Source organism: Bergeyella porcorum (assembly GCF_042427575.1).
GTDB classification, from domain to species: domain Bacteria; phylum Bacteroidota; class Bacteroidia; order Flavobacteriales; family Weeksellaceae; genus Bergeyella; species Bergeyella porcorum.
In genome coordinates, this window is the sequence record NZ_JBHMFD010000005.1 from 64145 (window position 1) to 75839 (window position 11695).

10 protein-coding genes are annotated in these 11695 nt (G+C 37.2%); 9 read left to right on the forward strand and 1 reads right to left on the reverse strand.

Features of this window, described 5'->3' with window-relative positions; genetic code table 11:
• Nucleotides 1-16: 16 nt before the first annotated feature.
• On the reverse strand, nucleotides 17-2713 hold the full coding sequence (locus ACFFUE_RS03285) for a hypothetical protein (RefSeq protein ID WP_376832792.1): 2697 nt from the start codon (nucleotides 2711-2713) through the stop codon (nucleotides 17-19).
• 581 nt (nucleotides 2714-3294) lie between these two features.
• Here ACFFUE_RS03285 and ACFFUE_RS03290 point away from each other — a divergent pair.
• The 9 genes from ACFFUE_RS03290 (at nucleotide 3295) to ACFFUE_RS03330 (ending at nucleotide 11279) form a co-directional block, all read left to right on the forward strand.
• A complete protein-coding gene (locus ACFFUE_RS03290) occupies nucleotides 3295-3720 on the forward strand; it encodes a lipocalin family protein (protein WP_376832793.1) in 426 nt (141 codons plus the stop codon).
• 13 nt (nucleotides 3721-3733) lie between these two features.
• Nucleotides 3734-4021: a hypothetical protein gene (locus ACFFUE_RS03295; RefSeq protein WP_376832794.1), complete on the forward strand. Its 288-nt coding sequence runs from the start codon at nucleotides 3734-3736 to the stop codon at nucleotides 4019-4021.
• Between the two features lie 428 nt (nucleotides 4022-4449).
• Nucleotides 4450-5229 carry a (Fe-S)-binding protein gene (locus tag ACFFUE_RS03300; protein ID WP_376832795.1) on the forward strand — a complete coding sequence of 260 codons (780 nt, stop codon included), beginning with the start codon at nucleotides 4450-4452 and terminating at the stop codon, nucleotides 5227-5229.
• 291 nt (nucleotides 5230-5520) lie between these two features.
• Nucleotides 5521-6012 (forward strand): hypothetical protein, encoded by a 492-nt coding sequence (locus tag ACFFUE_RS03305; RefSeq protein ID WP_376832796.1) that lies wholly within the window; start codon nucleotides 5521-5523, stop codon nucleotides 6010-6012.
• A 105-nt stretch (nucleotides 6013-6117) separates the two neighbouring features.
• Nucleotides 6118-7242, forward strand: coding sequence for a glycosyltransferase (locus ACFFUE_RS03310; RefSeq protein WP_376832797.1), 1125 nt, complete (start codon nucleotides 6118-6120; stop codon nucleotides 7240-7242).
• Entirely contained in the window at nucleotides 7239-8495 is a 1257-nt protein-coding gene (locus tag ACFFUE_RS03315) for an oligosaccharide flippase family protein (protein ID WP_376832798.1), read from the forward strand. The genes ACFFUE_RS03310 and ACFFUE_RS03315 overlap by 4 nt, the downstream gene beginning before the upstream one ends.
• Before the next feature lie 15 nt (nucleotides 8496-8510).
• On the forward strand, nucleotides 8511-9002 hold the full coding sequence (locus ACFFUE_RS03320) for a hypothetical protein (RefSeq protein ID WP_376832799.1): 492 nt from the start codon (nucleotides 8511-8513) through the stop codon (nucleotides 9000-9002).
• Between the two features lie 80 nt (nucleotides 9003-9082).
• Complete coding sequence (gene serS / locus ACFFUE_RS03325; RefSeq protein WP_376832800.1) at nucleotides 9083-10354, forward strand: serine--tRNA ligase; 1272 nt, start codon at nucleotides 9083-9085, stop codon at nucleotides 10352-10354.
• 34 nt (nucleotides 10355-10388) lie between these two features.
• Nucleotides 10389-11279, forward strand: coding sequence for an EamA family transporter (locus tag ACFFUE_RS03330; protein WP_376832801.1), 891 nt, complete (start codon nucleotides 10389-10391; stop codon nucleotides 11277-11279).
• Nucleotides 11280-11695: the final 416 nt, after the last annotated feature.

Consider the following 11695-nt stretch of genomic DNA (forward strand, 5'->3'; position numbering starts at 1 on the left):
TTGAGTGGGCTTCAATTTATTTAAAATTAAATTTCACACTAAACATCACTTGGCTTGGTCTTATGAGCATCGCACTTCTGGTAGTGGCAAGCTGAGTGGTATTGTAAGAGATGGTTTCGTATACTTTTTTGTTGCCAATGTTCATCCATTTTACTTCAAAATCCATTTTCTTTTTAGCCCAAGTGAACTGATAGCTGGCATCTAGGAATGTGTTTCTAAAGCTTTGACCTAATTGCGTAGCGGTAACATCATCCCAGAAGAATCCTATGGTATGCCCTTGAGCAGGATATACATAGGTCGCTAGATTATGATTCCAACCAGAAGTCTTTACCATAGTGTTATAGAATAGGTTTCTGTTTTGGTTCCAGCTCATCGTTAGGTTATAATCTACACTCAGCCAAGAGAAGAAGGTGTTGTTAAACTTAAGCCCTGCTGATTTTGAGTTGATTTTGGTTTCAATAAGGTCAGAGGTATTGGTGGCTTGGCTTCTTAGTAGTCCAAAGCTATTAGAATCTCTATTGGAGAATGTGGCGGAAAGGTTGGTTTTCAGATTAGGGAAGTATTTTCCAATTTCTACACTTTCGCTTTGGCTGATGGAGGTATTGTCCAAGTACGCTAATTGGCTAATATTGGCACCGTTGGAATACACCATTGTCTCTGTGATGAGGTTTCTTTCAAGATTATTATATGAGTATCTTAGGTTGAAGAAAAGGTTATTCAATGGATTTCGGTACTCTAATCTTGGGCTTGCCGTGATGGTTCTGTTCTCTGGTAGTAGGTTGTCATTATTTCTGATGACCCTTGGTGAGGTAAGAAGGTTCCCTGTATAGAGTGAGCCAAAATCTCCAAAGCTATACTTTAAAGCCCCAAAGGCGTAGAGTTTCCAAAAAGAAGCAATCTCATAGCTTCCCCAGAAAGATGGCTCAAAAACAGTACGGCTGATTTCACGCGTATCATTATGGATTAAATCTTTATAATCCATTCCGTAGAAATTCATAGGAAGCGTGAGGTTAAAGTTGATGCCATTGTTTTTATAGTTCAATCCCACTTGGGTATAAGGATTGATTTCGTTCCATTTCATTTTATTGCGGAAGCTTTCATCCAGAAGGTCTCCATCTGCGGCAAGGGCAGAGTTCATATCATTGAAAGATAGATTTACCCCCATCTCTGGCGTGATGGTCCAGTTTTTATAATTGAACCCTACCGATGCGGAGTGATTAGCATTGAAGGTGGTCAAAGTAAGATTTTGATTGAGCCTTGAAAAGCTTCTTGATAGGAGTGCATCAAAATTGCTAAAATTATCATACAAGGTGCTGAGTTTCTGGTTATCCTTTTGATAGCCAATGTAGCTCATTACATTGATGAGTTTTTCTTTAAAAGGGATAATGGTACTCAATGAGTTTTGAAACATTCCACTTGGGGCACTAAGGCTTTCATCTATCCCGATGCTACCAGAGTTGGTGTCTACGATTCTTAGCAATCCTCTATCTTCGTTCCAAAAGCTATTCCAAGTAGTGGTGTTCTTAAAGAATCCTTTTTTAGCATTTTTGGTAAAAATCACCTCACCTTTCAGGGCGTTGCTGTAGAAGTTATTGGCGATGTTAGTGCTCGCTTTAGCACCATTAGGGAAAAGGTCTGATGCCTCATAGGTGGTCTCTGTGAGCGAGGCTCTTTCTACAGCGTTATTAGAGTAGTTGGCGTTCACTTTCAGTTCCCATTCTTTGTTTTTGAAAGGATTGGTAAGCAAGTTAGCCGAGAAGTAATGCACATTGTTTAGCAGGTATCGTTTTTCTGGGACATTAGGTGTAGAGGCATTGTCTATCCCTATCCAACTGCGTTGGGCGGCTTGCCTTCTAACGCCTTCCCAGCGTGTGCCGAATGCTAGGATATTTCTTTCATTCTCTACTGCTTCTCCCATATTGTTTGCCTTATAGTTGACCACCCATTGGTTTTTCTGTCCAAAGAACATTGGGGTGAGTTTTACATTCCAAAGGGTAGGCGAGAAGCCAGCACCTACCTCACCGCGTCCCGTCATTGTGATTTTATTTTTGAGTTTGATATTGATGGCTGCTCTTTCAGAAGGTATTTTGTCTTGTAAGATTTTTACAGGTTGGTGGTTTTCCATTACCTCCACTTTTTGCACGGCATCTTTCGGTAAGGAATTAACGATGGTGCCGTAGCCGCCTTCCATCAGGTCTTTGCCATTGACATAAAACTTGCCCAAAGGCTCACCTTGATAGAGAATCTGTCCATTGCTATTTACCTCTATACCAGGGGCTTTTTTTAGTACATCAGCCAAAGTTCTATCGGCTTTGCTATCCAGCTGGCTAATATCATAGGTGATGGTATCTCCTCTTTTGGTGATGAGTTTGGTTTTGAGTTTCACTTCTTTTATTTCAGTAGCATCAGAGGTTAATTTTAGGTTTAGATTTTGGGTTTCGTTCTTCACCTGTTGGGTAAGAGGCTTGTGGTTAAAAGCTTTGATTTTCACTTCTACACGAGCTTCGTTGGATGAAAAAGAAACCTTGTATTCTCCTTTAGAATTGGAAATTCCATAGGCAAGGATGGCATCTTTGCCCACTTCTTCCACTGTGATAGACGCACTAGGCACGGGCTGTCCATCAGAATCTAATATTTTACCAGAGATAATACTTTGTGCGAATGAAATAGTTGTAACACACAAGAATAAAAGAAATAAAAAACGCTGATTCATAGATTGACTTTTTTGGGTATTAGTAGTAGGTTTTTGTTTTTTGTTACGACAAATATAGAAAAATTGGTTGATAGTTGTTGGTTAATTGTTAATTATCAATGGTTAATGGTTAGTTGGTGATAACTCAATACTAAGATTGGTTGATGGTTGTCGGTTGATGGTCTTTTTTTTTTCTTTCCTCTTTCTTCTTTTCTCTTTTTTCAAAAAAACTCAGCACTCAGCACTGGTATGGGTATTAATTTAGTGGTCAAAGGGTATTAATTTAATGGTTGTTAGTTGTCGGTTGATGGTCTTTTTTCTTTCCTCTTTCTTCTTTCTTCAAAAAAAACTCAACACTCAACACTCAAAATTTGTTGAATAGGTGTTTTAATTTTCATTAATTAAAATATCTTTAACTGTAATTTGTATTGAAATAATTTGTAATTTTATGCGGTAAAGTTAAAATGGTATTTAATTGTAATTAAATTATGGTTTATGGTATTTGGTGTAATTAATAATAGAAGTCCTCCTATTGTGTAGGTGTATATTTATCTAAACAGGTGTTTGGGTGTTAAACTAATAAAAAAACAATAAAAATAAAAATGAAACATCTATTATTAGTACTTACCATTGGCTTTATCGCGGTGGGGTGCAGAAATTTTGAGAAAGGAGAAAGTATTAACTCTGACTTTACGGGAACTTGGCAATGTAATGCGTATTATGATGGGATGAGAGGTAGTTGGCAACCTATATCTAATGGAACTAAGTATGTTTATACTTTTAAAAAAGATAGCACATTTACATCCGATGCCTATATGTGCGGATATGGGACTTACGAAATCAAAGGGGATTCTTTGAAGTTGCATTTTGAATGTCCAGATTATAGAAATCTATACAATCCTGCTGATACCACCAAAACATTAGTGGAAAAAATGAAATTTGAAGGAAGAGACTTAGTGTTATCGCCTACATATTTATTGTGTGCGGAAGGTTGTGAGTATAAGTATGTAAAAATATCGAACCAATAAAAATTAAACCATTATGAAACGAGTACTATTAGCGCTTGTCATTGGCTTTATCGCGGTGGGGTGCAGAAATTTTGAGAAAGGAGAACCTGATACTCTTCAAGAAGATATTTATGAGGGGCTATTTGAACAAGAGTCATTTTGTGGAAATCTTCTGAGGGTTACGAAAATCAATGATGAGTTACCCACAAATTTTGAATTGACTTCTATAAAAATCATAAATCAACCCATTGATTTTCAAAAAAACTTTCAAAATAATACTTTAAAATTAACCTTAAAAAAACCTAAAAAAAGTAGAACTTAAGCGTTGCGGTGGTTTTTTAGGTTATACTTATGAGGCAGAAATTAAAAAAATTATTAACATTAAAAATCAATAGTTATGAAAAAGGTAGCATTACTATTATCGCTGTGTCCAATGCTTTATTTAGGGCAGATTAAAGAAATGATATCTGGAGGGGGATGTTAATTGTTAATTATCAATGGTTAATGGTTAGTTGGTGATAACTCAACACTTAGCATTCAAAACTAAAATTGGTTGTTGGTTGTCGGTTGATGGTCTTTTTTCTTTCTTCAAAAAACTCAAAACTCAGCACTCAACACTCAAAACTCAAAACTAAATGAAAACTCAACACTCAGCACTCAAAACTTAAAACTTTTTAAGTTGGTCTTTCCTCTTTCTTCAAATAAGATAAAAAAGAGTATTTTTGTATCGAAACTAAAAGAGAAAATACAATGCAAATAAAGACAATGGCAGAATACGCTGCCGAAGGAAAAGCTCCCGAAGTGCTATTTTGGGTAGGGTGTGCAGGCAGCTTTGATGATAGAGCTAAAAAAATCACCCGTGCATTTTGCAAAATCTTAAATAATATAGGAGTAGAGTTTGCTGTGCTAGGGCAAGAAGAAAGCTGTACGGGCGACCCTGCCAAGCGTGCTGGCAATGAGTTTGTATTTCAGATGATGGCACTTACCAATATTGAAATTCTCAATGCCTATGAGGTGAAAAAAATAGTAACCGCTTGCCCACACTGTTTCAATACTTTGAAAAATGAATATCCTAGTTTGGGGGGCAACTACCAGGTGATGCACCATACACAGTTTTTAAAAGAACTGATGGCAGAGGGAAGACTGAAAATAGAAGGTGGAAAGTTTGAAGGTAAGAAAATCACCTTTCACGACCCCTGCTACCTCGGTAGAGCTAATGATGAGTATGAAGCTCCAAGAGCATTGCTCCAAAAGCTGGATGCTGAACTGGTAGAGATGAAGCGTTGCAAGCAAAACGGATTATGCTGTGGAGCGGGTGGTGCACAGATGTTCAAAGAGCCAGAAAAAGGTAAAAAGGATATCAATATAGAAAGAACCGAAGAAGCACTCAAAGAACAACCACAGGTGGTGGCTACGGGCTGTCCGTTTTGTAATACAATGCTTACCGATGGGGTGAAGCATTTTAATAAAGAGCAAGAAGTAGCCGTGAAAGATATAGCAGAGCTATTGGCAGAAGCAGAAGATCTTTAGTGTGTATGGATGTACAATGTACAAAGATTAAAGTATAAAGTACGATGTACAATGTATAAAGATTAAAGTATGATGTATAAAGTACAAAGATTTATGAAAGTCGTAGTACATATTACATTGTACATTATACATTATACAACAGTGTTTTAGTGTATACAAAGATTTATGAAAGTCATATTACATTGTACATAGTACATTATACAACAGTGTTTTAGTGTATACAAAGATTTATGAAAGTCATATTACATTATACTACAATAATACATAGTACATCAAATAAACATAAAAACAATGAAAATAGAAGAATCTGAAATTATAGAAACCAATGATTATAGGGTGCTGATATACCCTGCATCTAGACCTTTTTTACCTAAGGAAAGCAAAACCATTGCAGAGAAGCTCTACGACTTTTTAGGCGGTTGGGCGGCACACGGCAAACCTTTGTCATCTTCTTTTAAGATAGAAAAAAATCAGTTCATCATTATAGTGATAGATGAGGAAAAAGAAGTGGCGTCTGGATGCTCCATAGATGCATTGGGCGGCTTGATGAGGGAGATAGATGCGGAGTTTAACCTAGGGCTGTTTGATAGGATGAAAGCCTCCTTCGTGCAAGAAGGAGAGGTGAAGACAATGCCATTACAGGCATTTCGTAGTGCTTTGAAAGATGGCTCGCTTCCGCAGGATATTGAAGTGTTTGATTTTTCTAAATCCACCTATGTAAGCTTTTTATCGGATTTTCTTTTGCCTTTAAAGAGAAGCTGGGCGGGGATTTATGTAGATTAAAAAACAAAGAAAATAGTAAAAACTCTTTTGAAATCTTATTCAGAAGAGTTTTTTTATTGGGAAAACTAAACTATATTTGTGGTAAGGTGATGGCGGAAACATCTAATGCGAAAAAAAATATTATTCATATCATCTTGGTATCCTAGTAAAGTGGAACCTACCAATGGGAACTTCGTGCAGCGGCACGCAGAGGCGGTTGCCTTGAAAAATGATGTGGAGGTATTACACGCTGTGGGCTGTACAACGCAAAAAGAGCCATACATAATGGAGAAAACCGAAGTTAATGGCATTACAACCACCATTGTTTATTACAAAGTCACCGCACTGCCTGCCTTGAATTTCATCAGGCGATGGAGGGCGTATCAGAAAGGTTGGCGTGGAATCAATCATCCCGACTTGGTGCACGCTAATATTCTTAAAAACTCTATGTTGTTTGCCGTTTGGCTCAAATGGCGGTATCGCATTCCTTTTGTGATTTCGGAGCATTGGTCTATTTATCTGAAGGAAAATCGCTCCAAACTGTCTAAAGGGAAATTATACATTGCAAAAGTTATTGCTCAGTATGCTTCCTGTATTTTGCCTGTGAGCTACGCAATGAAAAATCATTTGACAGAATTAGGATTTCAAAATCGATTTAAAGTAGTGGGAAATGTAGTGGATACACAGTTGTTTTCTGTGAAGAATGATAAAAGTGAACTGTTTACTTTTCTGCATATTTCCAATCTAGTACCGCTGAAGAATGCGAATAAAATCATCAAGGTGGCAACACAGTTGAGGGCTATCCATCAGAATTTTCGTCTATGTATTGGGGGAGATGGCGAGGTGAAACCGCTAAAAGCTTTGATAGCACGGCTGGATGCTACGGCTTATATAGAGGTCTTTGAAACTTTAACTTTAGCGGAAGTGGCAGATAAAATGAAGCACAGCCATTGCTTTGTTTTGTTTTCGGATTATGAAAATTTCCCGTGTGTGCTTCTGGAATCTATTGCTACGGGAACGCCCGTGATTGCTACGGATGTAGGGGGCGTTTCAGAAATTGTGAATATTGGTAATGGCGTTTTGATTTCCAATAGCGAAGAGGAACTACTGGCAGTGATGAAAAAGATGTTAGAAAGAGAGTATGCTTTCAGCTCTCCCGAAGCGTTACACAAAGAGATAGAAGCAAAGTACTCTCGGCGTGTTATTTCGGAGATGTTGGATGAGGTTTATCAAAAAGTTTTGAGTAGATGAAGCGGATATTGGTGTTCTTGAGAAATTTTTATCGCAACAATGGTTTTGCGGTGTTTTTTTCCTTTTTCTTACAAAAGGTAACGGCATTTGCTTCTACATTGATTGTGGTAAGGCTGTTGACTCCAGAGGAATTTGGGTTATTAAGTATTGTGCCAGCGATATTTGTGATGTTTGCACCATTTGTGGGGCTAGGATTGCCTGTGGCATTACTTCGGTATGGTTCTATGCTGAAGACAGATGATGAAAAAAAAGCCTTTGCAGCCCAACTGCTGAGGAAGGGAATGGGAGCACAGGTGCTGCTGTCGCTATTGTTTTTAGGGGCTTCTGTTTTTTTTATTCCGAAATATGAAGATATTTTTGTAATATTTTTAGCATTTGCCATCAGATTGTTTGGTGTTTTATTTTTATCTCATTTGCAGGTTTATTATCGTATTGTGTTTGATAATAAAACCTTTGCTAAGATTACCAATTTTAATTCTATATTAGGGCTACTGCTGGTGATATTGGGTAGCTACTTTTGGGGGCTTCAGGGGTATCTCTTGGCAATGGCAATCACGCCTTATTTTGTATTGCTATTTTATAACAAAGAGATGAAGGGGATGGCAATGAAGACTATGTTTTTCCCTAAAAAGGAGGTTTGGAAATTTTCTTGGCATTCGGCATTGACTAATTTTAGTTCAGATTTATTATTCTCTATAGACATTTTATTATTGAGTTATTTCCTATCCGAGCAATCTGTGGCAGAATATCGGGTGGCAATTCTTATTCCCGCCAATATGATTTTTTTAGCCCAAAGTTTTATCCAAAGTGATTATCCCAAGTTATCCGCTAAAAACCAAGATTATTATTACTTGAAAAACTATATTACGCAATTTTATAAGATATTCATTCCCATCACGGGGCTTATTATTTTGCTGGGCTATGGTTTTAGAAAAGAGATTATAGGGCTATTTTTTGGAGAGGTATATCAAGGTGTTGTGCCAATGTTTGTGGTGTTTTTATTAGCATTCGGGAGCAATATGTTGTTGAGGGTTTTGTATGGTAATTTGCTTTCGGCTATAGGGAAGATGCATTGGGTTACGGGGATTATATCCCTTACGGTAGCCGTTTTGGTGGGGTGTTCTATGGTTTTGGTGCCTCATTTTCAGACGATGGGGATGGCGCTGAGTATGCTGGTAGCATTGTGGTTCTGTGGAGGTAGCTTGGGGCTGGTGTTCTTTAGAGAACTAAAAAAGCTAAAACCCAAGAAATAATCATATCTTTACACAATGAAAATTTTGCATTTAATATGGATGGGGTTTCTGCTGCTATCGTGCAGAGGAGAATCGATAGAAGATTTACAAAAAGTAGATCAGGTACTGAATATTTATGTGAAAAATGCTGCGGGTAAAGATTTGCTCAATACCAAGTTGGCAGAGTCCTATTATAGCATCGAGTTCAAAGATATGCAAGGGGAGTATGATAGAGAGGCAATCTCCCTCACGAAGAAGCAAGATGCCAATGGGGTCTATTACTATGAATATATTGTGGGGGCAAAACGCATTTTGTTGCCTAATGCCACAGATGCTCTGAAAACATACAAATCCATCATTGCAGTGCAGTATAGACTTACAACCACCTCTGATACAGAAGAGCAAGTGATGGAAATTTTCTATAAATGGACCCCTACATTATTCCAGCTAGAAACCATTACCTATGATGGGCAAGTGATTTTTGAAAAATCTACCGAGGGCGTAAATGTCATTACCATCGAGAAATAATTTTGTAATTTTGTAACGGTTTTTTAGAGAAAACACCAATTAGTCAGAATAATTAAATACTTCAAATAAAAGAAAGATAAATGCTACAAGTAAATTTTTTACGAGAAAATAAAGAGCGTGTTATCGCAGGGCTCCACAAGAGAAACTTTAAAACCATTGAGCTGGTAGATGAAGCCATTGTTGCCGATGATGAAAGAAGAAAACTTCAGTTTGAGCTGGATGAAAATCTCGCACAGATGAATAAGATTTCCAAGGAAATTGGAATCCTAATGAAGGAAGGTAAAAAAGAGGATGCCGAAGTGGCTAAAGCTAAAACTGGTGAGTTTAAAGAAAATGCACAGCTTTTAAAACAAAAATTGGAGGAGGTAGAAGCACGCCTTCAAGCCATCTTGTATCAGATTCCTAATGTGCCTTATGAAAAGGTGAAAGCAGGCGTTTCTGCAGAAGATAATGAAAATATTTACCAATCTCACGAAGTTTCAGGCTTGGGAGAAGGGGCTATTCCGCATTGGGAACTAGCGAAAAAATACCAATTGATTGATTTTGAATTGGGGGTAAAAATAGCAGGTGCAGGCTTTCCTGTATATTTGGGTAAAGGAGCAAGATTGCAGAGAGCGTTGGTGCAGTACTTTTTGGATAAAAATGTAGATGCGGGCTATTTAGAGGTGAATCCTCCTCATGTGGTAAATGAAGCTTCGGGCTATGGTACGGGGCAGCTTCCAGATAAAGAGGGACAAATGTATCATATAGGTTTAGATGATTTGTATCTTATTCCTACCGCAGAGGTGCCAGTTACCAATATTTATAGAGATGTCATCTTAGAAGAGAAAGAGTTGCCAATTAAAAATACGGCATTTTCTCAATGTTATAGAAGAGAAGCAGGTAGCTATGGGGCTCATGTAAGAGGGCTCAACCGTCTTCATCAGTTTGAGAAAGTAGAAATTGTAAGAATTGAAAAGCCAGAGAACTCCTATGCAGCGTTAGAAGAAATGGTGGAGCACGTGAAGGGAATCCTTACCGATTTAGAACTGCCATTCCGTATTTTAAGACTTTGTGGCGGCGATATGGGGTTCACTTCTGCTATGACCTACGATTTTGAAGTTTGGAGTGCGGCACAAGAAAAATGGTTGGAAGTAAGTTCTGTTTCCAATTTTGAAACCTTCCAAGCGAATCGTTTGAAGTGTAGATATAAAGGCAATGAAGGAAAGCCACAGTTGGTACATACACTTAATGGCTCCGCAATGGCATTACCACGAATAATGGCTGCAATTTTGGAAAACAACCAGACCGAAAACGGAATAAAAATCCCAGCAAAGCTAGTAGAATATACAAGATTTGATATGATTGGCTAGTCAGTATAGTCACAAAGATATTTCTTTGAAGCGAATGAAGAAGAAAGGATATTTTTTTGCTATCGTATCAGCGGTTTCCTATGGATTGATACCAGCGTTTATAATTCCTGTAAAGGAAGCGGGTTTTTCGTTAGACAAAACTTTATTCTACCGTTTCTTCATTTCAGCGATGTTTTTGTTGGTATACCTTATCCGCAAAAAAGAATCCCTCAGAGTAACCCCAAAAGATTTTCTGATAATGATAATCTTGGGGTTATTTTATGCCTTGTCGTCAGAATTTCTATTCTTAGGTTACGATTATTTATCACCTGGTATTGCTTCTACAATTCTTTTTGTCTATCCCGTCATTGTAGCATTGGTAATGATGGTGTTCTTTAAAGAAACCATATCCAAAGCTACCGTTCTCTCTTTGATACTGACTATTCTTGGGGTGTTCGTGTTAAGTTTAAAAGATGCTACATTCAGTATTAATTTTATAGGATTGTCCATTGCCTTGCTTAGTGCATTGTTTTATGCTTTGTACATCATTATTATCAATAAAGCCAATGTCTCATTTTCTGGAATGAAGATAACCTTTTATTCTCTATTGTTTTCTTCACTTTATTATTTTATCAAGGTCTTATGGAGTCAAGATGGATTAGCGATAGATCTTTACACTTTGGGTAATTTTACTTTGTTTGCTTTTATTACTACGGTGGTATCCATTTCCACTTTGGTTTACGCCATTCAGATGATAGGCTCTACGCCCACTTCCATTATGGGAGCATTGGAGCCAGTGGTAGCCGTGCTTGTAAGCGTATTGTTTTTTCAGGAACAATTTACGATAGGATTGTTTTTAGGTGTTATGTTCATTGTCATTGGAGTAATTCTAAATATCATCTCCGAAAGCAAAAAGCAAAAACAAATCAGAGAGGTTGAAGGCTAGCCAATCTATACGATTCTGCCTTTGAGATAAAATATTATTCAAGATTCAAAATACGCTATTGTAGTCCATCGTACATATTACATATACTTTTTACACTGCTACATTGTTACATTGCTATATTTTTCATTGTATCATTGTACTTTGTACAATCGTACATTATACTTTGTACATCGTACAATCATACAGTTGTATATTTTTTTCATTGTCAATCATCACATTACAAAAAATAGGTAAAAAAATGCGTTGATAAATTTGGTGGTAATGTAAAAACTTTCTACTTTTGCACCCGCAATCGAGAGATAGCAGCGCAGGAGTGAGAATAGAAATTAAAGACAAAGCGATTTTGAAAAAAAGTTTCAAAAACATTTGGAGTTTAAAATAAAAAGTTTTTATCTTTGCAGTCCGAATCAAAAACG